This window comes from Terriglobus sp. ADX1 (genome assembly GCF_036877645.1).
GTDB lineage: Bacteria > Acidobacteriota > Terriglobia > Terriglobales > Acidobacteriaceae > Terriglobus.
In genome coordinates this window covers 38,490-63,567 of record NZ_JAEDXV010000001.1, presented here as the reverse complement: position 1 = coordinate 63,567, position 25,078 = coordinate 38,490, and the positions used below count along the sequence as shown (strand labels likewise).

General features: G+C 54.2%; 15 protein-coding genes. 10 read left to right on the top strand and 5 right to left on the bottom strand.

What is annotated here, in order from left to right:
* The first annotated feature begins 136 nt into the window (after positions 1-136).
* The 5 genes from JAO32_RS00245 to JAO32_RS00225 are packed head-to-tail and all read left to right on the top strand — an operon-like array spanning position 137 to position 5,970.
* A complete protein-coding gene (locus JAO32_RS00245) occupies positions 137-1,381 on the top strand; it encodes an MFS transporter (protein WP_334236498.1) in 1,245 nt (414 codons plus the stop codon).
* On the top strand, positions 1,381-2,856 hold the full coding sequence (locus tag JAO32_RS00240; RefSeq protein ID WP_334236496.1) for an FGGY-family carbohydrate kinase: 1,476 nt from the start codon (positions 1,381-1,383) through the stop codon (positions 2,854-2,856). Before JAO32_RS00245 ends, JAO32_RS00240 begins: the two co-directional genes overlap by 1 nt.
* Positions 2,853-4,313 (top strand): FGGY-family carbohydrate kinase, encoded by a 1,461-nt coding sequence (locus JAO32_RS00235; protein WP_334236495.1) that lies wholly within the window; start codon positions 2,853-2,855, stop codon positions 4,311-4,313. The genes JAO32_RS00240 and JAO32_RS00235 overlap by 4 nt, the downstream gene beginning before the upstream one ends.
* Entirely contained in the window at positions 4,310-4,915 is a 606-nt protein-coding gene (locus JAO32_RS00230; protein WP_334236494.1) for a histidine phosphatase family protein, read from the top strand. The genes JAO32_RS00235 and JAO32_RS00230 overlap by 4 nt, the downstream gene beginning before the upstream one ends.
* 35 nt (positions 4,916-4,950) lie before the next feature.
* Positions 4,951-5,970, top strand: a complete 1,020-nt coding sequence (locus tag JAO32_RS00225; protein WP_334236492.1) for an NAD(P)-dependent oxidoreductase — start codon at positions 4,951-4,953, stop codon at positions 5,968-5,970.
* Positions 5,971-6,021: 51 nt separating this feature from the next.
* On the opposite strand, the gene galA is transcribed toward JAO32_RS00225, so the two are convergent.
* Positions 6,022-8,946, bottom strand: coding sequence for a beta-galactosidase GalA (gene galA, locus JAO32_RS00220; protein ID WP_334236491.1), 2,925 nt, complete (start codon positions 8,944-8,946; stop codon positions 6,022-6,024).
* Between the two features lie 500 nt (positions 8,947-9,446).
* Between galA and JAO32_RS00215 the strand changes: the two genes are divergently transcribed.
* From JAO32_RS00215 to JAO32_RS00205, 3 genes are all read left to right on the top strand, one after another.
* Positions 9,447-10,127 carry a response regulator transcription factor gene (locus JAO32_RS00215; RefSeq protein ID WP_334236489.1) on the top strand — a complete coding sequence of 227 codons (681 nt, stop codon included), beginning with the start codon at positions 9,447-9,449 and terminating at the stop codon, positions 10,125-10,127.
* A 404-nt stretch (positions 10,128-10,531) separates the two neighbouring features.
* Positions 10,532-11,527: a sensor histidine kinase gene (locus JAO32_RS00210; protein ID WP_334236486.1), complete on the top strand. Its 996-nt coding sequence runs from the start codon at positions 10,532-10,534 to the stop codon at positions 11,525-11,527.
* Positions 11,528-11,605: 78 nt separating this feature from the next.
* Positions 11,606-12,619 (top strand): YncE family protein, encoded by a 1,014-nt coding sequence (locus JAO32_RS00205; RefSeq protein ID WP_334236484.1) that lies wholly within the window; start codon positions 11,606-11,608, stop codon positions 12,617-12,619.
* 54 nt (positions 12,620-12,673) lie between these two features.
* Here JAO32_RS00205 and JAO32_RS00200 read toward each other — a convergent pair whose 3' ends face one another.
* From JAO32_RS00200 to JAO32_RS00185, 4 genes are all read right to left on the bottom strand, one after another.
* Complete coding sequence (locus tag JAO32_RS00200; protein ID WP_334236482.1) at positions 12,674-15,763, bottom strand: efflux RND transporter permease subunit; 3,090 nt, start codon at positions 15,761-15,763, stop codon at positions 12,674-12,676.
* Between the two features lie 14 nt (positions 15,764-15,777).
* Positions 15,778-17,058 (bottom strand): efflux RND transporter periplasmic adaptor subunit, encoded by a 1,281-nt coding sequence (locus JAO32_RS00195; protein ID WP_334236480.1) that lies wholly within the window; start codon positions 17,056-17,058, stop codon positions 15,778-15,780.
* Between the two features lie 3 nt (positions 17,059-17,061).
* Complete coding sequence (locus JAO32_RS00190) at positions 17,062-18,342, bottom strand: TolC family protein (protein ID WP_334236478.1); 1,281 nt, start codon at positions 18,340-18,342, stop codon at positions 17,062-17,064.
* Positions 18,343-18,497: 155 nt separating this feature from the next.
* A complete protein-coding gene (locus JAO32_RS00185; RefSeq protein ID WP_334236476.1) occupies positions 18,498-19,787 on the bottom strand; it encodes a hypothetical protein in 1,290 nt (429 codons plus the stop codon).
* A gap of 330 nt (positions 19,788-20,117) precedes the next feature.
* On the opposite strand from JAO32_RS00185, the gene JAO32_RS00180 reads away from it, so the two are divergent.
* Complete coding sequence (locus JAO32_RS00180; protein ID WP_334236474.1) at positions 20,118-21,623, top strand: sulfatase-like hydrolase/transferase; 1,506 nt, start codon at positions 20,118-20,120, stop codon at positions 21,621-21,623.
* Between the two features lie 56 nt (positions 21,624-21,679).
* Positions 21,680-24,991 carry a TonB-dependent receptor gene (locus JAO32_RS00175; RefSeq protein ID WP_334236472.1) on the top strand — a complete coding sequence of 1,104 codons (3,312 nt, stop codon included), beginning with the start codon at positions 21,680-21,682 and terminating at the stop codon, positions 24,989-24,991.
* Positions 24,992-25,078: the final 87 nt, after the last annotated feature.

Genomic DNA, 25,078 nt, shown 5'->3' with positions numbered 1-25,078 from the left:
ATGTCCGCGAAGTCGGCACTATCAAATGCGTTAGCGGCAGAGAATAGAAAGCCGTCCTGAAGATTGCACGCAGACGTGTGCATGAAGCAGGACGGCTTTTCATTTTTGCGCAGAAAGGTGCCGATAAGTGGAAGCATTGGCAACACGTGAGCGATTCCTCGATCGCATTGGTATTCCTTCTTCTCTCTTCTTTGGTTTCGTAGGGCTTCTGATCTTCATGATTGGAGATGGGGTCGAATCCGGCTATCTCGCACCGTATCTCGTCGGCCGAGGAATTGATATTAAGGACGTAGCCTCGATCTCTGCCGTCTATGGAACTGCCGCAGCATTGGCTGGCTGGTTCTCCGGCGCACTCTCTGATGTATGGGGGCCAAGGCGAGTCATCGCGACCGGACTTGCGATCTGGATGCTATTTCAAGTGGCCTTCCTCAAGATTGGCTTAGCGCATCCAACCGCGGCGTCGGTGATGGTGACGTACGGCCTGCGTGGATTTGGCTATCCGCTCTTTGCTTTCGGATTCCTTGTCTGGATTACCGTAGCTGCACCTCAACACCGGTTGGCATCGGCCATGGGCTGGTTCTGGTTCGCCTTCACGGGTGGCCTCCCGACCCTGGGATCCCTCGTGGCTCGGTATTCCATCCCACGTTTTGGCTCCTATTCCACGTTCTGGATTGCAACAGCGCTTGCTCTTATGGGAGGCGTAATTCTTCTTGCCGGAGTGCGCGAGAAGAGAGGAACGCAACGGCTCATCAAAGAAGACAAGAACCCCTTCGTGGCATTGCTGCATTCCATCACACTGGCATGGCGCAAACCCAAAATTGGTATCGGCTGCCTCGTTCGCATCATTAATACGGCACCAGAGTTCGGCTTCTTTATCATCCTGCCTGGGTTCTTTGAACAGATCATCGGTTTTAGCCAGGCACAGTACCTGACACTGCTCAGTGCGATCTTCTTTTCTAATATCCTCTGGAATCTGCTATTCGGACTCATCGGCGATCGATTCGGCTGGCGCCTTACCGTAGCCACCTGCGGCGGCTTCGGATCTGCCATAACCACACTCCTGCTCTTCTATGTGCCATCAGCAACGCACAGTTATCCAGCGAGCCTTGCTGTTGGGATGCTCTACGGCGCCACACTCGCAGGATACGTTCCACTGTCAGCATTGATGCCGATGCTTGCACCATCCCATCGTGGCGAAGCGCTTTCCATGCTGAACCTGGGTGCAGGAGCAGCCATGCTGGTTGGTCCTGCTCTTGTGAGCCTGTTCTTCGGCGCCGCCGGTATCCGCGGAATGATGTGGATTTTTGCTGTACTTTATCTTGTCAGCGGATTTCTCGCTCTGCTGCTCACCCATGAGGAAGAAAAGGTGGCAATCGCATAATGGCCTGGATAGCAATCGATGCCGGAACCTCAATTATCAAGTCAGTCGCATTCAGCGCGGATGGACATGAACTTGCACTGTCACGAGCCAAGACCAACGTGTTGCATCCCCGCCCGGAATTTTCCGAACAATCAATGGAGGAAGTCTGGCAAGCTGTTTGTCGCACTGTGCGGGAATGCGCAGACATGTGCGGTGAAGCCATCGAGGGTCTCGTGACCACGGCCCAGGGTGATGGTTGCTGGCTTGTGGATGCCAATGGTCAACCGGTCAGGGACGCCATCCTATGGAATGACGCTCGCGCACACGCCGTCGTAGAAAAATGGCGAACTCAGGGAATCATCACCGAAGGCTTCCGCATCAGCGGCTGCGTTACCTATGCCGGTCTTGCGAATGCTATCGCCGCCTGGTTGAACGAGGAAGAGCCGGAGAGTCTGCAACGGGCAGCTTGGATTCTTTCCTGCAACGGTTGGATCGTCTCGCGCATGACAGGGAGATTTATGGCCGATCTCTCCGACGGTTCCAATCCGTACGGAGATGTACGAACAGGAGAATACTCCGCAGAACTTCTACGGTTCTATGGTCGGCAAGAAGACGTTTCCCTGCTGCCAGGAATTGCGAAACACGCTGACCTCAAAGCTCCATTGATTGCCGAGGCCGCGCAACAGATGGGTCTCCGCTCCGGCATTCCCGTCGTCATGGCCCCCTACGACATCATTTCCACCGCCTATGGTTGCGGCGCTTCATCGGTTGGTCAGGCCTGCGTCATTCTCGGCACAACTCTCTGCCCGGAAGTAATCACCGACGATGTAGACCTGACGCTCGAACCAGCGGGAACAACAATTGCTCTTGGTGAAAATCGCTTTCTTCGCGCGATGCCAACCCTTACTGGGTGTGAAGTGATCGAGTGGGCTGCGCGCGCTATGGGATGTGATTCCCTGTACGCACTGGAACAGATTGCAGCAGAAAGCATCTCTTCAGCCGCGCTTCCCTACTTCCTTCCCTATCTCTCGCTAGCCGGCGAGAGAGCACCTTTCCTTGCTCCCGAAGCAAGTGGAAGTTTCCACGATTTGACCCTGACAACCTCGCGAAACGATATTGCGCGTTCGGTCTACGAGGGTCTTTCTTTTGTCGTCTGTGAGTGTCTGCAAATCTCTTCGCCTCGTCTGCATGAAGTACGCGTCACAGGAGGTGGCGCAAAAAGCAACCTCTGGTGTCAGATGATCGCCGACGTTACCGGGCTGACGGTATTGCGTCCGGAGGGTAATGAACAGGGCGCTCGCGGAGCATTTATTTTCAGTCAGGCAATCGAACGGGGCGTACCTCTCTCTCAGATTTTGGACCAAATGCCCCTCGCCACGACCGTCTTTGTGCCGCAGGAAAAAGAACGAACGTTATCACAGCAACGTTTTCAGAGATGGAAGCGTCTGCGATCCATTACGTCATCCACATGGTCAGACCTGCAAGGAGAACAATGACGGAGCCGGTCTATCTTGGAATCGATATCGGCACACAAAGCGTTCGCGTTCTTGCGGTCACAGCATCAGGCCGAATTGCTGGCTCTGCATCGCAACCGTTGCAAAGCATTCGTGATGGCGTACGTCACGAACAATCACCGCAGGAATGGTGGAGCGCAACGAAACAGAGTTGCCGTCAGGTGACGGAGCAGCTTGCCGGATCTTCCGTGCAAGGCATCGCAGTCTGTGCGACATCGGGAACGATTGTTCTGCTGGATGAAAAAGATACGCTGGTCTCAAATGCATTGATGTACGACGATGGCCGTGCGCAGACGGAAGCGGATGAGGTCAACGAAGTCGGGCAGGCTTTATGGAATCGTCTGAGCTATCGCATGCAGCCTTCGTGGGCTCTTCCCAAACTGCTTTGGTTAAGCCGCTCCGGCGCAGTTCGCAAGGGAACGAAGCTTGCGCACCAAAACGACTTGATTCATCTGCGCCTTGCAGGAAAGCTGCTAGCCGCAGATTCCAGTCATGCTTTGAAGACGGGCTATAACCTGATCGACAACCGCTGGCCGCAGGAAATCATCGATGCGCTGCAACTTCCACTGGAGACGTTTCCACACGTGGTGCCGCCAGGTCTTCCGATCGGCGAAGTCTGCGAAGCTGCTGCGATCGAGACCGGCATCCGAGCGGGGACGCCCATCTTCTCAGGAATGACCGACGGATGCGCGGCGCAAATTGCATCGGGAGCAATCACACCGGGAAGCTGGAACTGCGTTGTGGGCACCACAATGGTGATGAAAGGCGTCACACCGCAATTGCTCCATGACCGTTCCGGCGTCGTTTACTCACATCGCTCTTCAGATGGACATTGGTTGCCAGGCGGAGCCTCCAGTTGCGGAGCAGGCTTGATTGCCCAGCAATTCCATGCGGATGAGATTGAGCTTCTCAATCGATCCGCGCTTACATCCGGCCCAACCGGAGTCATCGTCTATCCGCTGCCTGGCACAGGCGAACGATTTCCCTTCTTCGCCCCGGATGCTCACGGCTTCACCATTGGGAATACTACAAACCGCTCTACGCAATACAAGGCCACCTTGGAAGGGCTTGCTTGCGTGGAACGACTCGCGTTGGATCTGTTACGCAAACGTGGCGCTCCTATGCATGGCTCGTACACCATCTCTGGCGGTGCTACGCGTAGTGAGGCATTTAATCAACTGCGTGCCACAATGCTGCAGCGTGCGCTCAACGTCCCGGTTATCACCGAGGGAGCATTCGGAATGGCTGTATTAGCTGCTTCTGCCTCTTCATCACTCCAAGAGGCCACTATGCGAATGATTCGCATGGAGCGCACGATCGAGCCAGCCCCTGAGATCAAGCTATACGCGGATCAGTATGGTTGCTTTGTAAACGAACTTCATCGCCGAGGCTGGATTGACAGCGAGTTGAGTTCGTTTGCCCTGAAAGGAATCGCATGACACGGCTTGTGCTGACGCGACACGGCGAAACCTTCTGGCACGCGGAGAACCGCTACGCAGGACACACCGACATCAACCTGACAGAACGCGGACAGCAGCAGGCTCTACAGCTTGCTGCGTGGGCAAAACTTCAATCTTTTGATGCAGTGTGGAGTTCTCCGCTAACACGTGCCCGTCTTACGGCGCAGCCAGCTGCCGATGCTCTCAATACCGGGCTGCGAATTGAGGATCGCCTGATTGAAGTTGATTTCGGCGCTGCAGAAGGACTTACGGATCGAGAGATGCGAGAGCGCTTCCCATCTCAACGCGAAGCCTTCGTCCGCGATCCATTATCGAACCCTCTTCCTTCGAGCGAACCTATCCATATCGCCGCGGAACGGGGTGAAGACGCGCTACGTTCTATCGCGTCGTTATACCCCGAGGGCAAAGTTTTGGTAGTCGCTCACAACACACTGCTGCGCCTGGTGCTTTGCCGTACGTTAGGCGTGCCGTTGGCGAAATACCGCATCCTTTTCCCAAAATTCGATAACTGCGCAATCACCGAGATTGCTCTTGGTACAACCGGCGAAATCGCTTTGCTCTCTTTTAACGTCCCCCTGTAAAACACATTCCATCGCACTTCGGAGTACGCACCACGATGTCTAAAGAAAAATTGCTGCTGATCGGCGACCACTTTATTCTTCCTTCGGTTATGCGTGAGGCTCTCGGCCCTCTAGCCGATCGCTTCGACATTCATGAGGCGCAAACGCCGTTTCCTCTGGAACCATTTCGCAACATCGCCGAAGTTCGCGAGGCCTCTGGATCGGAAGAAATGATGATAAGGGAACTCGAAGGGGTCTCACTCTGCATTGCGCATCACGCACCACTCACACGTAAAGTAATCGAAGCCTCACCTGCGCTTCGTCTCTTTATCGTTTGCCGCGGTGGCCCGGTCAACGTCAATCTCGACGCCGCCTCCCAACACGGCATCAGCATCGCATACACTCCTGCACGGAACGCGGCAGCAACCGCAGAGCACACCATTGCCATGATGATGTGTGCGATTCGCAAAATTGCAACGCGTAGCGCGGAACTTCGCAAGGGACAGTGGAATGGTGACTACACCTGGGAGACAGCAGCGTTCGAGCTGGAATCTGCAACCGTTGGTCTGATCGGTTATGGCGCCATCGGTCGCATCGTTGGCAGGATTTTGCGAAGCTTCGGTGCAAAGGTACTCGTCTACGATCCATTTGCCCACATCGGTTCAGAGGACGTGGAACAGGTGGCCGAACTTAATACCTTACTTGACCAGGTTGATGTTGTATCGCTTCATGCGCGCGAGACGGCAGAGACTCGGTCCATCTTGGGAGCAGCCCAGATTGGCCGACTGAAGCGCGGCGCCGTTGTCGTCAATTGTGCTCGCGGTTCGTTGATGGACTACAACGCCCTCGGCGCGGCTCTCCTATCCGGGCACCTTTCAGCCGCCGCAGCTGATGTGTTTCCCCAAGAGCCCCTGCTAGCAGATTCACCGCTGCTGAAGCTGCCGAACTTCGTCATGACTCCTCACATCGCAGGAGGCACAAGACAGGCTGCCATCAAGGCGGCGCGCATTGCTGCCGACGAACTTCAACGCTACATAACCGGTGAACCTCTGCACCACTGCGCAAACCCCAAATAACGTGATGTTCACTGAAAAGACATGGCAATCGCTATGTCTCTGAGACCCACTCTAGCGTTTGGCTCTTTGTAAAATCATCGGCGGCTGAGTTCCTCCTCCGCGCCGCCCCAGTCCCAACGACGGATCGGAGCCCTCAGGCGGCGGACCAATCACGGGATGCGGCCCCGTCTCGGCAACACGCGCAGGTTGCCCTCCTCGCGGTGGCATAGCCCGGTGCAACTCCATGCGATCCCCTATAACACTGCCATCATAGGTTGTGCTTCCCGATGTAAAGTGCACGCGACCACCCTCCACTGTTCCCCGTATAGCACCAGTGGTCGCTGGTCCAAACATCGCTGGTGGAGCATCGATAGAACCTGTCAGTACATTGCCCTGTTGAACGAACGTATACAGCGTGTCGCCAGAAACAGCGAGCTGAAGCGGATCAGGTCCCGTTGGGCCTTCCTGTAAAACAGGACGCCACAATCCAGTGACTCCTTCACCTACTGGTGCGTCACGCTTCCAAACGGCCACTTCTGGTCGTTCCTTTGCAACACGCGATGTCACTGTCGCTGTGGCCGATTCCAATCCAGGCGAAGTAATCTCTATCGTGATGATGCCGCTCTCTCGCGTCGCCTGAACAATCCCCATGCACATCCCTGCAAATGCCTTGCGACTGCTGCTAGAGTCCGGCTCATGCGATACAGGATTACCGTTACCCGTTCCCCTTACGCGCGCAGGGCCACCCACCTTGAAAGAGATTTCGTTGTCTGTCATAGGTAACACGCGGCCTTCAGCATCGTGTACTTCAGCTACTACGAAGACCAGATCCGCACCATCGGCATCGATCTCAGTGCGATCAACGCGAATCGCAAGCTTCGAAGCTTTACCAGTAGTTTCTCGTCTGGTCGACATCATCTGCTGGCCATTCTTGAAACCACGCGCCTCCAGCGTTCCCGGCTTATAAGTCACAATCCATTGCAGGTGCGAATCCTTTGGCACGCGCTGTCGCCCAAGACTCGTACCATCCTGCAGCAGTTCCACTTCGTCCATGTTGGAATGCGCCCAGACAGCAATTTCTTTGCCCACAAGATCCGGCCAGTTCCAATGCGGAAAGATGTGCAGAACTGGCTTCGCGGTCCACCATGCCTGGTAGTAAAAGTATGTGTCTTTAGGGAAGCCGCACGTGTCCAGGAAGCCATACTCTGAGCTGATGTTGGGCCATTGATAAGGCGAAGGCTCACCGCGATAATCGAATCCCGTCCATACAAATCCACCGCTCATCCACGGCCACGAATTCACAAAACGCCACCACCCCTCAGCCGAAGCGCGCCCAGTCATGGTGTACGGATCGTAAGAGCTCACAGCGCCATTTGCCTCATCAATGGCATATGCTCCGCGTGTAGCCACAGCGCTCACGTTCTCTGTGCCCATGCATGGCAATGTGGGATGTGTTTTGTGGAATGCTTCAATCTGCGGATCAGCGTAGTTGTAGCCAATGACGTCGCTCACCATCAGTCCGCCCTGTCCTAACCCCATACCAAGCGGCGGCGGTGCGACCGTGGCAGGTCGCGATCCGTCGAGCTTCGTTGCGGAACGCTTCATGGTGGACAGAATATGCAAACCTGTCTCCGTCGTTGCCTCGCGCTCCTCGTTGCCCATGTTCCACATAAAGACGGAGGGGTGGTTACGATCGCGACGAATCAAATTCTCAAACTGCGCAATGCCTTCCGGGTTCGAAGACATCATGCGTGTCTCATCCAGAAACAACATGCCCATCTCATCGCACTCATCCAGCAACTCAGGCGTGGGCGGATTATGTGCGCTGCGATACGCGTTGCAACCAACGTCCTGCAACGTCTTCACGCGAAAGCGCTGTGCCGCATCCGGCAGCGCAACACCAAGGCCAGCATGATCCTGGTGATTGCACGTGCCTTTGATCTTTACCGACTTTCCATTCAAGAAGAATCCTTCATTCGCATCAAAGCGCAGCGTGCGGATACCAAAGCGCGTCTCGTATCGATCCATAGCCACGCCATCTGAATCCACCTCAGTAACAAGCCGATATAGATTTCGTTCTTCCAGCGACCAAAGTGCGGCATCACTCACACTCACCTGCTGCTCAAATGTGCCCGTCTCATCTGCAGGAACAGCCATCGGTTTGCTTGTGATTTTTCCTACACTCTTTCCGCTGGGATCAATCACTGTCGAGGTCACCCGCACAGCCTTCGAAATACCTGATTGGTTCTCCACTTCTGTGCGGATCTGTAGATTTGCCCTTCTTCCCTCTACGGTGGAACGAACAAACGTGCCCCATTGCGCTACATGAACAGGAGCCGTCTTCACCAGCCATGTGTGTCGATAAATTCCCGCGCCCTCATAGAACCAGCCATCGCTCTCCGTCGCGTCCACACGCAGCAGCAACACATTCGCTTCGCCAGGCTTAATGAAGTCCGTCACGTCATAGCGAAAAGGATCGTAGCCACCGCGATGACGGCCAATGTAATAACCGTTGAACACTACAAGTGCTTCACGATACACACCATCAAACTCAACACTAATGCGCTTGCCTGTATCTTCTTTCGCAAGCATGAAGACACGTCGATACCACCCCACGCTGTTCTCTGGATACGATCGACCAATCGGATAAAAGCCCTTGCTGCTCAACGACGGATCATTTTTGAAAGGCAGTGAAATCACCCAATCATGTGGCAGATCAACATCCATCCAACCAGTGTCATCAAAGGGAAGCGCTGCTGCAGGCAGGAAGTTACCAGTCTTCTGAAACGATCCGTTGCGTCCAGAGTTGTAACCAAAATCCTTGGCCGCGTCCGTCGCGTGGCCAAAATGAAATCTCCAACCGAAGTCGAGACAGAGCTGTTCGCGCACCGTGTGCGATGCTGGAGCCTGCGCTGGCAATAGCTCTGCAGGCAGTAGGCTCAATGTAGGTAGTGCCACTCCGCTCTTCAATACTTCCCTGCGCGACAACGAAGCCATGAGATTCCCACTCAGAAAAAGTGCCCATGCAAGAATCCGGGCCGCACCATCTTAGCCTTATTTGAATCGTCTCAACCAGTGAAAAATCGCTGGTCCTGAACTGAACTGTGTCGGAACCGTAAACCTGAATTTCAATTGGGCAATTGTCCTGCTTTGTCTGTATAAGTCCTTCAGCGTTCATTTTGGAGAGAGGACGGGGAGGATGACGACAGGAGTCATGGGGCGATTTGCTTTCCTGTTGGGCTGCTGGTCACTCCGCTGCTTGTAGGAGTTACCAAACTATGGCAAACCACCGGTTGCTGTCGCGGACCCCGCCTTTGCATTTTGAAAAGCAGATCGTTCGTATTCCTCTACATCGCAGGATGGACAGCGAGAAAGAACAACCTCCAATTCAACCAAATGAAAACGACCTCCTGGCAGATGCCCAGATAGTCAGTTCATTCATTTGTGCTCTCCACATTCAGTGAAACTTAAGTTTGGATAGCAGATAATAGAGGGTCATGAGAATCCTCCTGGTCGAAGACGAAATCCGGCTGGCTGCAAACATTGTTAATGGCATGCGCGAGGCAGGTTTCGCTGTTGACCATGCAGCAGACGGCAAGGAAGGTCTCGACTATGCGGAACAAAATCTCTTCGACCTGATTGTGTTGGACCTCATGCTGCCGGGACTATCCGGGCAAGAAGTTCTGCGCGTTCTGCGCAAGAAAAAGAACCTAACACCGGTATTAATCCTCACTGCGCAAGAGGGTAAGACGACCATTATTGAGATGTTGAATGGCGGTGCAGATGACTACCTGGCCAAGCCTTTTGATCTGGGTGAGCTGATTGCGCGGATCAAAGCTTTAATTCGTCGCTCGAATGGAGCAGCATCGCCAAAATTGCAGGTGTCGGATCTTCAAATTGATACGGTGTTACAGACAGTCAATCGCGGCAGTGAAACCATCGACGTATCACCCACCGAATACCGCATCCTGGAGTATCTGGCATATCGTCCTCGTGCCGTCGTTTCCAAGAAAGAGCTCTTAGAGCATCTTTACGACTACAACTGGGAACATCATTCGAACGTGATTGAGGCGCACATCTCGAATCTCCGTCGGAAGATTTCTCTTCCAGATGGTGAGCCAATCATTGAGACACTGCGTCATCGGGGCTACCGGCTGCGATCGGGTGAGGCAAAGTGAAATCGGGCGTATCCATTACGCGCAGGCTCATGCTTGCAGTATTGTTGCTGGAGTTTCTTGCGGCGCTTGTATTGATTGCAACCGTTACAAATCACGAGCGACGTGTACAGTTCGAGACCTTCGACGCGAACCTTCGTGCAACCTCCAATGCTCTGTTGGGCGCAGTACAGGAAGCAGACAGTAAGGACGGAAGTATCGCGCTGGATACGCAAGGTGTGAGTCTGCCTTCGCGGGCCGCCTATCGCGTAACTGCAGATAATGGGCAGGTGTTGGCCGAACGTGGAAACGTGCCTTCCTTGCCACTCAATTCCGGCACAGTATTCCCTACGCGGACACAAGATCACCCGTTTCGCTTCTATGTCTTAAAGGGTGATCGCATCATTGATCCCAACAGCCCACGCTCAGTGAATCACAAGGTTACCGTTGTTTATGGCCTTCCGGAAGGGCGCACATGGCATTCGATCTTTGAAGCAACACGTTTCTTCATATATGCGACACTCATTCTTCTCGGCATAACCGCCGTCGTCTTGTCATGGTTGATTCGCCGCTCTCTTCTTCCTATACGCGAACTGGCACAGGAAGCAGAAAAGGTTGACGCTGAACGATGGGCCTTTGAAGCACCTGCAAGTAGCCAACAATTCCACGAACTGCGCCCGTTGGCATCGGCCATTGAAAAAACGCTTGCACGTTTGCAGCGGTCATTTGAACAACAGCGCCGATTCACAAGCGATGCAGCACATGAACTGAAAACAGATCTTGCGATTGCAAAATCGTCCCTCCAATTACTTGCGATGAGACGCAGAACGGCGGAGGAATACGAACGCGGACTGGACGTGGGGTTGGAAGACATCGCTCGCCTGGAAGCCACAGTACAGAAAATGCTGGCGTTGGCGCGCCTTGAACAGAGTCCGAAAGAGGGCTCGCATGAAAGCGACTTTGCACAAGCTTTACGGAATGCGATTGCTCAATGCCAATCGTATGCCGATCTTCGTGGAGTCATCTTCGAGCTTTCAGATCTCCCATCAAGTGCAAAGATCAATCTCAATTCTGAAGATGCGCTGCTTCTGTGCTCGAATGTATTGGTCAATGCGATTCAGCATTCGCAGGAAAATGCGCGGATCGCAATATCGCTAACAGTCCATAGCCCATGGACCGAACTAAGAATCCGCGATCACGGCGACGGAATTGCAGACAGTGATCTGCCGCATCTCTTCGATGCGTTTTACCGTAGCGATGTGTCACGTAGCCGCAACACTGGTGGCACAGGCTTGGGCCTTTCCATCTGCAAAGCGATCTGCGCCCGGGCAGGTGGCAGAATTTCCATCGCCAACCACTCCTCGGGAGGCGCTGAAGTCGTAATTCTTTTACCAATTCTTGTTACAAAGTCAGGGATAAATTAAGCCCTACTTAAGCCGGCGAGACGAAACTCATCGTCAACGGTGCATTTTCTGCGCCGAATTCAACGCTGGAGTGCGATCGTGCGTTCATTCAATCAGGGCGTGACATTGCTTTTTCTCTCGTTTGCGGTCATGTCACAGGCGCAAACCTACCATGTTTCCGACCACTGGAAGATCGGAGGCGAGGGCGGCTGGGACTATCTCCTGAGCGATGATTCCGCACATCGTCTCTACGTCACACACGGACCTCGAGTGGAAGTCGTGGATACAAGCACCGGAAAGCCTATTGGCGCAATCACGGGAATGAAGAGCACGCATGGTGTCGCGCTTAATCCCGATGGAAAGACGGGATACATCAGCGATGGCGCTGGTAATGCAATCATCGTATTCGATCGCGGAACTCTTGCCATCACCGCAACTGTGTCCGCCGGAACTAACCCCGATGGCATCACCTATGAGCCTGTCACGAAAACCGTATGGGCCTTCAATGGACGCAGCAAAGACGTGTCCGTGATGGATGCAGCAAGCCATCGCATCGTGGCGACCATTCCCTTGCCGGGCAAGCCTGAATTCCCTCAGGCCGATGAAAAAGGCAATGTCTTCGTCAATATTGAAGATAAAAACGTCATCGTAAAACTCGATGCCAAGACCAACAAGTCTGTTACAAGCTGGGCCTTGACAGGTTGCGATTCCCCGTCGGGCATGGCAATCGACCACGCGGGACATCGTCTTTTCTCTGTGTGTGATGGGAAGAAGATGGCCGTCTCAGATTTTGCTGATGGAAAGTTAATCGGACTGGCCTCTATTGGAGACTCTCCCGATGCAGCCTTCTTCGATCCCAAAACACGTCTCGCGTTCTCCTCCAATGGAGAAGGAACGCTTTCGATTGTGGATACGAGCAAGCCTGGCTTCCCCACCGTACAGACAGTAACTACCGTGAAGGGTGCGCGCACCATGGCGTACGATGCCATCACGGGCAAGGCATTTCTTTCTGCCGCTCAATATGGACCGGCTCCGGCCCCCACGACTGCAGCACCACATCCTCGCCCAACAGTACTTCCGGGAAGCTTTGAGATTGTCGTCGTCTCACGCTAACGGTATAGCAATCAAATAGGAATGGCCCGCTTAGCGGGCCATTCTATTTACACATCAGGCGACAACTTCCGGCGATGGATCATGCCTGTGAGCCGTCAACAGGTAATACACAACGGGAGTAACAATAAGACTAAGGAGCATGGAAATCACCAGGCCACCAATGACTGCAATAGCAAGCGGCTGCAGCATCTGTGATCCAGCTCCGATCGCAAAGGCTAGCGGCAACATACCGCAGATAGCAGCCGTTGCTGTCATCAAAATAGGCCGAAGACGCCGTTGTGCCGCATGTAGCATTGCATCTTTTGCCGACGTCCCATCACGGCGATAGCGTTCATCGGCATCCAGCAACAGAATTCCGTTCTTGGCCACAATGCCAATCACCATGATGATTCCCATGAAGGAAGCAACATTGAAGGTTGTGCCTGTGATGAACAATGCGAGCACAACACCTGCGACAGACAAAACAGAAGAGGTAAGAATTGCAACGGGTGCAGAGAAGTTTCGGAACTCCACCAGCAACACTCCAAACACTAACGCCAGGGAAATCACCAAAACCTTCAAGAGCTCACCAAAAGATTTCTGCTGTTCCTGATAGGTTCCACCGTATACGACCGTGACGGTTGAAGGCAGATGCATTGCATGGACCGTCTCCTGTACTTTCGCAATGGCTGTGCCAAGATCGGATCCCTGTAGCTGTGCCGTGACAACGACAAGGCGTTGCAAATTTTCGCGTCGTATTTCATTCTGCGGCGGAAGCTGTGTAATCTGCGCAAGCGATCCAAGCGTTGTCAGTTTGCCGCTTGCGCTATTAAAGACGGTATTTTCGATGGTATCGAGAGACTTCCGCGTCTCTTCTCCCAGTCGCACGCGTACAGTGTAAGGGCGACCATTTGCAATCAGAGGATCGGTCGTAGTGACACCATCAAGAATAGAAGTAGCATCCTCAGCAATTTCCTGCGGCGTAAAGCCCATCTTCCCCGCGACAGTGGGGTCAATCTGGAAATTGGTCGCAGGGCTGCTGAGCGTGTTCTCGATTCCGTTTTCTACGCTGACAACGCCGGGAATCTTTTCGATAGCATCTGCGACACGCGGGGCCACATTCGATAGCAATGCAGGATCGCTGGCAAAAAGCTTGATCTGGATCGGTTCCGGAGCATTGGAAAGGTCGTTGATCATGTCCTGTAGAACCTGCGTGAACTCAACATCGAGTTCCGGCTCTGTCTTCTTAATCTCAGCGCGCGCATCCGCAATGACTTCATCAATGCCGCGGCTGCGTTTGTTCTTTAACTTGACGGTAAAGTCTCCGTAATTCGCCTCAGTAACAGCGGCAAGCCCCATTTGAAGCCCGGTTCTGCGCGAGGTACTTTCTACTTCGGGGATCGCATGAAGAATACGGTCGAGATGTTCCATGACGCGGTTTGTCTCTGTCAGAGAACTTCCCGCAGGCATGATGTAGTCAAGGATGAAGCCACCTTCGTCCATCTCCGGCAAGAGATCGGAACCAAGCGAACGATATCCGAAGAACGTACTCACCACGAGTACTCCGCAGAGACCCAGTAACAGGAATGGTCGAGACAGCGCCCAGGTTAACCAGCGTTCATGCCATGACAAGACTTTTTGCATGACGCGGCCATGCTGTTCGTGCTGGCCCGGTGTGCTTCGTGTTTCTCTCAACAAGACAAGGCTAAGAGCCGGCGTCCAGGTGACCGCGAGAAGCAGCGATGTCAGCAGCGCAACCGTCATCGTGATAGCAAGCGCACGAAAGAAGCTTCCGGTAACGCCCGTCACCATAACAAGAGGGAGGAAGACCACAACGGGTGTAATCGTAGAGCCCACCAGCGGTACAGCGATTTCTTTCAAGGCGAGTCGCGCAGCTTCTGCTCGCGATTCACCATTGTCGCGATTCAGAACAATGTTTTCCACCACGACGATGGCGTCGTCAATTACAAGCCCAACCGCGGCCGCCAAACCACCGAGTGTCATCAGGTTAAAGCTCTCGCCCATGGCCCAAAGCGCAAGTACTGTAAGTGCAACTGTGACGGGGATAACAAGCGCCGCAACCAGTGACGAGCTCCAGTCGCCAAGGAAGAAGAAGAGGATGACACACGCGAGTAGCAAGCCGATGAGAATAGCATCGCGCACACTGCGTATGCTTTCACGCACCAACTCTGATTGATCGTAATAAGGCTTTAGTTCCACACCTGCTGGCAGTGTTTTTCGCAGTTGCTCAATTTGTGCAGCGACTGCATCCGCAACCGCAACAGTATTACCGGCAGGTTGTCGGGTGATATTCAGAAGCACCGCAGGCTTCCCTTCTGCAGTCACCGCTGTGTAGACAGGCAGCACTCCATTCTGAACGGTGGCTACATCAGAGACACGGACAGCCGCGCCTCCGGCAGTTGTCTTTACAACAAGATGGCCCAGTTCCGACGCATCGTGTGCCTGCGCGCCCACAAGACCAAGCACAAGCTGATGGTTCGCTTCGTAGAGACCGGGCGAATCAATAATGTTTGAAGCCTGCACCGCATTGGCAAGATCCAAAATGGTGACGCCTGCCGTTTGCATGCGTGCCATGTTAGGGACGATATGAAACTCAGGGACCTTACCGCCCTGCACGGTTACAGTGCTGACACCTTCCACGCGATTGATGGGTGGCTTCAGTTGATACGTTGCCACTTCCCAAAGTTGTGTTTGAGAAAGCTTGTCTGAAGTAAGGCTGTATCCAAGAATTGGGAACGTTGCGAAGGTCAGCCGATTCGTCGTGATAGTGGCTGTTTGTGGAAGAGTCTGACGCGCCTTACTAAGTGCTGCATCCACAAGCTGCAGCGTTTGGAACATGTTGACGTTCCAATCAAAAAACAGACTTACTTCAGCAGAGCCGCGACTGGTGGTGGAACGAACCGTGGTTAGTCCGGGAACAGAATTCACCGCGTCTTCAATGGGTTTTGTAACGGTGACCTGCATTTGATCTACAGGCATGACACCGTTATCAACACCGATCACGACACGAGGAAAGTTCGTTTCCGGGAAGACAGAAATAGGGACTTTCTGTGCTGCATAAATACCGGCAAGTGAAAGGACAATCAGAAAGAAAAAAATGGGTCCGCGAAAGCGGACGAGCCAATAACGATTCTGGCGCGGCATGAGGGGATGCTCCATTACTTATCGTCTCCCTCGGTTCCTGCCTTACCAACTTTTACTTTTGCTCCATCACTAAGGCCATAAGCGCCTTTTGTAATGACCGTCTCTGAACCGTTCAATCCTTGTGTAACCTGCACATCTTCGCCATCGTTGATACCAAGTTGGACGGCTACCTTGTGAGCTGCTCCATCGGAACCAATCGTGAAGACAGATTTTCCGGCATCTTCCGCAGTGATGACTGCTTCCAACGGAACTTTGATGGCACTCGGAGCGGTTCTTCCCATGATGGCTACGCGAACAGGTGTGCCCGCTTTGAATTTGTTTCCGTCGTTAGGAATCTTCAACCAGATTTCAACGGTCGTGCTGCCCGGATCAAGTGCGGGACTGATAAGGGTTACTTTCCCTTTGACTGCTTCATCGACACCGGGAATGGTGACAGAAGCTTCATCACCCAAGCTCAATCGCTGCGCAACAATCTGTGACAAATGCACCTTCGCCAAGAGCGATGAGGTATCCATGACCGTAATCAGCGTTGTTCCGACGTTTGCTGTTTCGCCCTGGAAGAGTGGGCGATCTGTTACCACGCCAGAGATGGGGCTGTGAATCTGCGAATACGATACCTGGGCTTCAGAAGCCTCTAGCTTTCCCCTCGCTGAAGACAACTGCCCCTGGGCTTGTTGTAGTGATGCTTCTTTACTAACGTTCTTAAGAGAGGTGAGGTGGTTGCGCGCGACATCGTACGCAGCCTGAGCCTGCACCTGCGCTGCCACCGCCGTATCATAGTCACGACCTGCAATGGCACCTTGCTCTAACAATCTCTTGCGAGCGGCAACGATCTCTCCCTGCAGATGCAGTTGCGCCTGTGCCTGCGCCACATCCAGTTCCGCCTTCGCATAGTCTTCCGGAACCTGCGCCTTTGTTTGCATGTTGTACGACGCCTGGGCCGCTGTGTACTGACCTTTGTTGTCTAGTGCTTGCGCTGAGAGATCGCGATTCTCCAGCACTGCCAGCAATTGCCCCGCTTTCACCTGCGATCCGCGCTGCACATAGAAGGTGCGGACAGGAGCAGTAATCTTCGGAGAAATTGCGGCCTGGGCCAGTGGCGAAAGTGTAGCGTCTGCCATGATTCGCTCAGTGACATCGCCCCGCTCGACATGCTCTGCTTCCACCGTTACCAGCGATTGCGTCGTATCGTCTTCAGATTTTTTGCAACCCGTCATTGTCGTGGCGCATAAGAGCGAAAGTGTAAGTAGAGAAGCCTTCAGCGGAGTCATATGTGAAACCAATTTGTTGGTCATGGATTAGAGGTTTCCTGTAAGTACTTGAAGTGCAGCAAGTGCCGATTCAAAGCGAACTGATCCGTCAGACTGCGCAGTTACGGCTGCAAGATAAGAATTCTGAGCATCCACCACTTCAAGCGCAGTTGATTCTCCAGCCGCATAACGAAGTTTAGTGAGACGCAGACTCTCTTCGGCGGTGTGGACGCTTTGATCCAGGAGGTCAAGCTCATCTCTCGCCGCAGTAGCTTCTGCATAGCTCTCTTCAAGTGTGGCGATCAAGCGTCGCTGCGCTGACGTCAGACCCACCTTTGCGGCATCGCGTTGAATCTCACTTTGTTTAACCCGCTTTTGCGTGGAGAACCAATCCCACACAGGGATATCAACAGTTCCGCTGATGGAGTAACCCAGGTTACGAACATCATCCGGGCCTCGTTTCGCGAATTGTGGAGCGTCAATACCGTATGTGAAGTTCAATCCAAGATCCGGAAGATATGCAGCCTTTGCCGATTTCACGCCGGCATTTGCAGCATTAATGGCGGCCAGCGCGCTACGCATCTCAGGATTATTCTTCGTCGCCAGTAGATTCACTTCTTCGCGCGTTGGAAGGTTGCGTTGCTGGGTTGATGCATCCGTACTATAAGGGGTTCGCGGATCGGGAAACAGCAGAACGCCAAGCTCGAGTCGAACCCTGTCTGCCGCCACATTTGCATCTGTTAGATCGCGCTGTTTTTGTTGCATTTGAAGTTGCGCCTTCACCACATCGGCATGTGCCACTTCACGCGCAGCCTCGCGTTGCTGCGTCACGGTGGTAAATGCCTTCGCCTCTGCAAATGCGTCCGCCTGCGCCTTTGCTTTGTCTCTCGCTGCTGTAAGGCTGTAATACAGCGCTACTACTGTAGCGACCAAACCACGACGCGCGATTTCAAGTTCCGCTGTAGCTCTCGCAGCATTCGCTGCGGCAACCTGAGCATCGGCAAACTGCTTTAGCCCAATCGTTTCATTCACGACACCTTGGCTCGTGTATTCGTGCACTGCATTGTTTGCAATGAAGACCGGCGACGCCTGAGCACCCACCTGACCACCCTGATTTGTCTGGCCGTTGGGTTGGGTGTAGAGCATTTGATTGTGATAAACGACGGACGGCAGCAGAGCTGTCTTCGCCAGGTAGCCATCAATCCGCGCGGATTTTTCCGCGGCAGCGGCTGCAGCGAAGGTGGGCTCATTGGCCTGTGCCTGCTGAATGGCTTCACTCAGTGTGAGGTGATGCGATGGATCTGGCTGCACTTGTTGAGCCAGACTCAAGGACTGACATCCCGCAGGAAGCAGAATGGCGAAACACATTGTTTGGCACAGTCGGGACCGGAAATCCATGGTCCTCAGCTTATGGGGCAAACCTTAAACAAGACTGAAGCCGTTTTAGAAAATTGCTTAAAGTTTCCCTGTGCATTCCGCTGCGATTAATGCACATGAACCGCTATCACCTTGGTATTGCCAACGCCACCATGAATGAAGTCACCACTTAACAACACTTCAAAGTCATGGAGATGTCCGGAGCTATCTGTGGCCTGACGAAGGACGGGACCATAGAGCCAGTCACTGGTGAAAAAGTTCAAGGCGCCATAGGTTGTTCCCATGGAAGTGCCTTCGACAATCAACACGAGCCCCTGCCCTTGCGAGTTATTCAGGAGAGCAATATGCGTGATGGTTTTCAGGGCAGGTTTGCCACGCCGATAGATATAAGTCGACTCTTCACCCGGTTTCGGCGATTTGTTTTGTACGGAGTAGACATCGGCTACGTAGTCGTAGTGCGCCACAAAATCCATCTCAGGTTGATAAAGCATCACCCATGGATTGAATGTCTCCGAACCAATCAGAATGAGGTTATTGTCGTGCGTATCCGCCACGGCAACATCGCGGGCGTATCGGATTTCAATATTCCGATCGAGTTCGGGCATTCCCATATGCTCTGGCGCCTTCACCAGATTAGCGACCAAAGCCAGATCAGCCATCGGAGTCACCGAACGTACGGCAAGCGGCACATCCGTATGCGTCGGCGGAATGCTTGCAGTGGAATCACGGTCATAGTTGTGCGAGGCATATTGTTCCAGCGTGAGCGATCTCTGCTCCCAGACTGTAAACATGTCCAACGCAGCGTCACCCGGGACAATCAGAGTCTTTCTGTCGGGGGTGAAGAGTGCCTTCCAGATTGGAAGCGGCCCCTTCTGAACAGGCGGCACCACCAACGGCACACGGCGCTGTTGGATGCACACCACAGCCAGCACCAGAACAGCGATGCTCAAAAGGATCGTCGCAATACGATAATGTGCACTCTCCCGAGATGTGACTGGAGACACGAGCGGAACAGCAAGTGGGTACGGAGAAACCACAGGAGGCACCGCGGCTGCCGATGCTGCGGAAGCGCTATGCGCCGCCTGCCTCTCCACCGTGGCGATGTAACCGCCTTTCGGAATATCGATCCGGAACTGGTTTCCTGCCCCCTCCGACGAGTAGTAGAGATCAAGGCGTTGGCGCAGTTGCCGCACCGTCACGCGGACGATGGTGTCCTCTGAGGAGTTGTAACCGGGGACGCGACCGAAGACCTGGATACCGATTTGCTGTTCCGTCAGGTCCCCATGAGAGCCCCGAAGTGAGTGCGTTACTATGAACCCAAGGAGGGAACAGAGGCGCGGAGACTTAGCGAAAGAATGACTGGTTAGGACACGTTCCAGTTCCAGCTGTTCTGCCAAACTTTCGGTATTTGCCACAGTCTCAGGCGTTGTAGACACGTCATGCTTCTATCACCTTCCTCTTTCCAGTCACAAGTGCAACCCCAGCCTTGTAGGGCCGTGCTCGCAATTTCGCAGCGCATTCCGGCCTGTTGTTGTTGTCGATAATCCTCACAAAATGAAGGAATAACCGGGTTTTCACGTGTGTTTCACACGTGAGACACCGTGAATCTCCTGCTTACCCTTGCCAGCCGTGTGTGCTGCCCTTCAGGGTTGCACTGTTTCATACCTCCATGTTCCTTGACTGCCTTCCCGTGAATGACGAAGGCCTTTTCCCTTTTGAGAATGACGATGAATAGACGTGAATTTGTTGGTCTCTCCTCCGCCGCCCTTGCCGCCACACAGGCACGAGCTGCGATGGCCTCCACACCGGCCCCTGCTGACAGTCGGCCTAACTTTCTCTTCTTCATTGCGGACGACCTCATGTTCCGCACGATTAACTCCATCAACAATCCCGAGGTTCACACCCCGAACATCGACCGACTGGTTCGCGACGGCGTCCACTTCACCCATTGCTTCCACTCCGGTTCGTGGACCGGAGCCGTCTGTATCGCCAGCCGGACGATGCTGAACACCGGACTGTCTCCCTTCAAGGCGCAGAAGGCCTTGGTGGATAACCAGTCAGGCATGGTCCCCGTTTGGGGCCAGACTCTGCGCAATGCAGGCTACCGAACTTTTCAAACCGGCAAGTGGCATCTGGATGCTGTTTCCCTACAGCGTTCGTTTACCGATCTGAAGACAACCGGCCCCGGCTACCTGGACTCTACCCATGACCCGAAGGATCCGGCACACAACATGTACAACCGCCCGGCACCGGGCAATGTGTGGAGTCCGACCGACCGTTCCCTGAAGGGTCACTGGCTCGACAAGCATCTTTGGCTTGACGGTCCCGAGGGTGAGACAAAGCATTCCTCCGAGGTCTATGCCGACTCCGCGATCGACTTCCTGAATGGGCAGCGCGGCAAGCAGGAGAAGCCCTTCTTTATGTACGTGGGCTTCAACGCGCCGCATGATCCGCGACAGGCACCCGAGGAATACCAGGCGATGTATCCAGTGGATAAGATCGCGCTTCCGCCCAACTACCTTCCTCAGCACCCCTTCGACCAAGGCGACTTCCACACGCGCGACGAGCAGCTTGCTCCCTTTCCGCGGACCGAGTTCGACGTGAAGACGCACCGCAAGGAGTACTACGCGATCATCACGCACATGGATGCGCAGATTGGCCGCGTGCTGGATGCGCTGGACAAGAGCGGACAGGCAAAGAACACCTACGTGATTCTGACCGCCGATCACGGGCTTGCTGTTGGCGAGCACGGCCTGATGGGCAAGCAGAACCAGTACGAGTGCTCCATGCGCATGCCACTGATCATGCGCGGTCCTGGCATCAAGGCTGGAACGCACGTGGACGAGATGGTCTACCAGCACAGCATGTACGCCACCACCTGCGAGTTGGCGGGCGTCCCTGTGCCAAAGCATGTGGAGTTCCCCAGCCTGAAGCCGATGGTGCTGGGCCAGTCCACTGCGCCGCTGCACGATGCGATGTTCGGATGGCTGAACGTCATCCAGCGCTCCATCCGCACCAAGAAGCACAAGCTGATCTTCTACGTGCCCATCAAGCGCTTTCAACTCTTCGACCTTGAAAACGATCCCTGGGAGATGCACGACCTCATCAACGATCCGCAGTACGCGTCGGTGAAGACGGACATGATCGCAAAGCTCAAGGCCGAACAAAAACGGTTAGGCGATCCGCTGGACATTGATGCGCCGCCAGCCGTAAAGAACGGCAACTCGTACTGAGCCGGAACGACAGCAACACCATTTCAGGAGGCCACGGCCCTCACCGTGGATGAAAAATGACACATCGATTAAAACATTTTCTTGCCTATGCGCCACTCCCAGCTCTCTTCCTGTCTGCCACAATGATGCACGCGCAGAACTCAACCGGTGCCATCAGCATCACCGTCTTCGACTCGGGCGGTGCTGCTGTGCCGAACGCGCAGGTCGTAGTTACCGGAACAGACACAGGCGTACAGCTACGCTCACTCACCACCAACGATCACGGCATTGCAGAAGTGCCACTAGTGCCGCCAGGCAACTACAACGTCAGCATCACCGCAACCGGCTTCAAGACGTACCAACAACAATCGATCAACGTACAGGTGGGCGCTACTGTCACGTTGCGCCCAGCGCTGGAACTGGGCTCGGCAAGCGATGCTGTTACCGTCACCAGTGAAGCCCCGCTGATCGAAGACAAATCGCAGACCGTACAGCAGGTCATTGAGAACAAGGAACTCACAGACATCCCATTGAACGGCCGCAACTATATTCAGGCCGCGAACTACATCCCCGGCGTCGTGCCGCAAAACTCCGGTCGCGATAACTCCTTCGTTGCTTACGGTAATGACGGTTTGCAGAATAGCTTCCTTCTGGACGGTGCACGCAACGTGAACTATCTGCGTGGCCTGGACAACGGGCAGCGTGACATGGTGCGTCCACCACTCGATGCCCTGCAGGAATTCACAGTACAAACGTCGAACTACTCTGCTGAGTTTGGTGCGGGTGCAGGCGCAATCCTGAATGCCATCACCAAAAGCGGCTCGAATAAGTGGCATGGATCAGCCTACGACTTCATCCGCAACAAGGTGCTGGACGCGCGTCCGTACAACCTCTCAACCGCTGTAGTGAATAAGCAGCAGTTGGTACAGAACCAGTACGGCGGTAGCCTGGGTGGGCACATCATTAAGGACAAGGTGTTTTTCTTCGGCGCATACGAAGGCCGCCATACGAAGTCGTCCTCACAGAACAACGGAACGGTGCCCACTGCGCTGGAACGCGTTGGTGATTTCTCGCAGTCGAAATACACCGTGTACGATCCAACCACAACGACGAAACTATCCAACGGCACGTATGTGCGCGCTGCCTTCGCTGGCAACAAGATCCCGACAGCACAGATCAACTCTATCGGCCAGCAATTGGCAAACCTCTATCCATTACCTAACTCGACCAGCTCTACGGATCCGTACACGCACTACTACACGTCTTTCATTCCCAGCAAAACAGATGTGAAGAATGGCATTGGCCGAATGGACTACACACTCAGCAGCAAGGACAGCATCTTTGCTCGTTATGGTGAAACTCTCAGCAATGTCTACACCGGTGTGGGCTTGCCCGGCGCGCAGGATCCCGGCAACAGCCGCGTAGATTCTAAGGGCATCGGCGCTGGCTATACGCGCATCATTACGCAGTCACTGTTGAACGAACTGCGCTTCTCCTGGACGTCCATCGCCGACGATGGCCTGGGAACCTTTGCTCGCAAAGAGTTCATCTCCGGATTGCTGGATCCGAACCTTGCAGAAGGTTGGCCTACGTTCACCGTCACCAGTGCAGGTACGATCGGCTCTGAAGCCGTGGGCAACTCGCCACTGCACAAGACTTCGGGCGTGTGGGACTGGGCAGATAACGTTTCCTGGTCACACGGCAAGCACCTAACCAAGTTCGGCGGCGAAATGATGTGGATTCGCCCGAACACTCAAGCTGCATCGAATGGCCGTGGCGGATTGACGTTTACCGGCGCATTCTCTCAACAACCCACAACTTCCGCGACCAAGGCCTCAAGCGGCTACGGTGTTGCGGACTTGCTTCTGGGGTATGCAAATGGTTTGACTACAGGCACCGTTCTCAAGAGCGAAGAACGCGGATGGTACTACGGCGGTTATGCGAACGACCAGTGGACCGTCACGCCGAACCTAACCATCAACTACGGCGTTCGTTATGAGCTGTTCACTCCCTTTTACGATGTGAACAATGGTGAAGCCAACTTCATCACCGATCCAGACAGCCCGCTCTATCTCCAGTACATCAAGGCAGGCATTGATACTCGCCTGCCCCGTGCGCTGGTATACACCGATAAGAACAACCTCGCTCCTCGCGTCGGTTTCGCGTACCGTGTTCCGGGCGTGAAGGACATGACGCTGCGTGGATCCTTTGGCATGTTCTACTCGCAGGATCAAGGCTTGGGTATTACGAGCCGACTGTCCACCAACCCGCCGTATAACAACTATGGCGCCATCTCGCAGACCAGCGATCAGCTCAATACCAGCACCGCGTTCTATCTCTCCACATCGACGAGCATTCCGCGGCCACCAGCAGTCAATCCAGCCACATTCACGTTTGACCCCACTTACACTGGCACCATTACCAGCTGGGTGGAACACATGCAGTACGGCTATGTGCAGCAGTGGAGTCTCTCCGCTCAAAAGCAACTCCCAGGTGGTCTGCTGACGGAAATCAATTACGTCGGCAACCATGGCGTGCATCTGCTTGGCCGATCAAACCTGAATCAGCCTAAGGTGCTGAATAGCACGTCTGTGGCATCCCGACGTCCATTTCTGCCATACACCGCCGCTGCAACTCTCAATCAGATCGGCGATTGGAACGCCTCACAATATGAGGGTATTTCCGCCAAGGTGGAGAAACGCTTGGCCCACGGTGTGCAATTCCGTGACTCCATCACTTACGGCCGCACGTTCAGTCTGCTCAGCCAGGCACTGGACGTAAATGACTCTGCAACGAACGGCGATACGCTGCAAAATCCATACGACCATGCAGCGAACTGGGGACCTGCTGATTTCGACATCCCCTTCCGCCAAGTGCTTACCGGCATCTTCTCTGCCCCAACCGGTAGCCACGCAATCTTCAACAATCGGTTAGCATCTGCGGTTCTAGGCGGATGGGCCGCATCACCGGTATGGGTATGGCAGTCCGGTCAGCCTCTGACACCGTCTACCAGTGCTGACAATGCCAACTCCGGCGCAACCAATCGCCCGAACCTGCTCTGCTCCGCCGTGCACGGGGCGCCGCATACTGCCACGAAGTGGTTCAACACAGAATGCTTTGCAGCAAATGCGCTCTATACCTATGGCAACGCAGCAAAGGGCTCCATCCGGTCTCCAGGCCAGAACCGCGTAGACCTGAGTCTGCAGCGTAACTTTGGCGTCCCTAAGTGGGAAGGTGCAAACATCAATTTCCGCATCGAAGGCTTTAATGTTCTGAACCATCGCATGTGGAGCAATCCCAACGTGACCTATGGCAGCACTGCATTTGGCACCATCTCCTCGGCACAGGCGATGCGTACGGTGCAGGTGGCAGCACGCCTCACGTTCTAATCCATTTACCCCGAAGGGCACGGCCTTGTGCTGTGCCCTTTTCCTTTGGCGCGACATACAACAAAAGCGCAGCACTAGAAAGTACAC

Excerpts from the sequence above, each read along its gene's own strand:
- JAO32_RS00240 (WP_334236496.1), top strand. The coding sequence starts at position 1,381 with ATGGCCTGGATAGCAATCGATGCCGGAACCTCAATTATCAAGTCAGTC.
- JAO32_RS00235 (WP_334236495.1), top strand. The coding sequence starts at position 2,853 with ATGACGGAGCCGGTCTATCTTGGAATCGATATCGGCACACAAAGCGTT.
- JAO32_RS00230 (WP_334236494.1), top strand. The coding sequence starts at position 4,310 with ATGACACGGCTTGTGCTGACGCGACACGGCGAAACCTTCTGGCACGCG.
- JAO32_RS00225 (WP_334236492.1), top strand. The coding sequence starts at position 4,951 with ATGTCTAAAGAAAAATTGCTGCTGATCGGCGACCACTTTATTCTTCCT.
- galA (WP_334236491.1), bottom strand. The coding sequence starts at position 8,946 with ATGGCTTCGTTGTCGCGCAGGGAAGTATTGAAGAGCGGAGTGGCACTA.
- JAO32_RS00215 (WP_334236489.1), top strand. The coding sequence starts at position 9,447 with ATGAGAATCCTCCTGGTCGAAGACGAAATCCGGCTGGCTGCAAACATT.
- JAO32_RS00200 (WP_334236482.1), bottom strand. The coding sequence starts at position 15,763 with ATGCCGCGCCAGAATCGTTATTGGCTCGTCCGCTTTCGCGGACCCATT.
- JAO32_RS00195 (WP_334236480.1), bottom strand. The coding sequence starts at position 17,058 with ATGACCAACAAATTGGTTTCACATATGACTCCGCTGAAGGCTTCTCTA.
- JAO32_RS00180 (WP_334236474.1), top strand. The coding sequence starts at position 20,118 with ATGAATAGACGTGAATTTGTTGGTCTCTCCTCCGCCGCCCTTGCCGCC.
- JAO32_RS00175 (WP_334236472.1), top strand. The coding sequence starts at position 21,680 with ATGACACATCGATTAAAACATTTTCTTGCCTATGCGCCACTCCCAGCT.